The organism is Psychrobacter sp. 1U2 (genome assembly GCF_051847575.1).
The window spans coordinates 1-844 of sequence record NZ_JBPYDC010000773.1; the positions used below are offsets into that span (position 1 = coordinate 1).

1 protein-coding gene is annotated in these 844 nt (G+C 39.0%); it reads right to left on the reverse strand.

The window, feature by feature from the left end:
• Positions 1-492 (reverse strand): alpha/beta fold hydrolase (locus ACS8FD_RS18660; protein WP_439276945.1); only part of this gene is annotated, 492 nt, incomplete at its 3' end.
• Positions 493-844 lie beyond the last annotated feature (352 nt).

An 844-nucleotide genomic window follows, 5' to 3' on the forward strand; every position in this document is an offset into this window, starting at 1 on the left:
CAAAAAACTACTGCCAAACATAATAGGCAACGCTTTTTTACTGACTCGTTTCATCCCTAACCATCGGATCGCGGTAATGAGTTTACGGTACTGCGGGACATTTTTGGGATCTTCAGGATCAGATGATGTCTCAAGTAGTATCAAAGAGGACAGAAGTTCTGGACGGTTTATAGCGATTCGTTGCCCAATAAACCCACCCATTGACAAGCCTACGAAGTGGCAACTATCAATATCAAGAGTGTCCAGTAGCGCAATGGTATCATCAGTTAAAGAGTCCATATCATAACCAGTTTTGGTGACCTGCGACTGTCCCTGCCCGCGAAAATCAAAAGCAATACAGCGATAATCTTCTTTGAAATAAGCGACCTGCTTATCATACATTCGTGAGCTCCACAGCAGACCATGAGCGAATACCATGACCGGTTTATTCTGATCGTTGGGTGCACTGTCCTCGTAATAAATATCGGCATTGTTGATTTGTATATGTGGCATAGAAGCGTCCTTGTCTGATGTAGTCAATTAACTATAGTTGTTTATAAGCAAAAAGCGATTGGCTTGTTTGTGAGTATTTTTATATACAGGTTTTTATGCTTCAGCATAAGACACAAACCCTCTGTCGCCTAGTATGGACTTTGATAATGAATGTAAGCAAATTTAAATAAATACATTGTTTTTATCAAGTGTTGAGACTGACCCCTGATTCATAATCTTCTATATATTATTTATCTTACTGTGGCTTTAGCGCTCACAGAACCTGCTTTTATAATCATAGCAAGCTGCTATAGTAATTGGCATTAGTAGAACCGACTTATTATCTTCTCTTTGTATTGACTGCTAATAGATA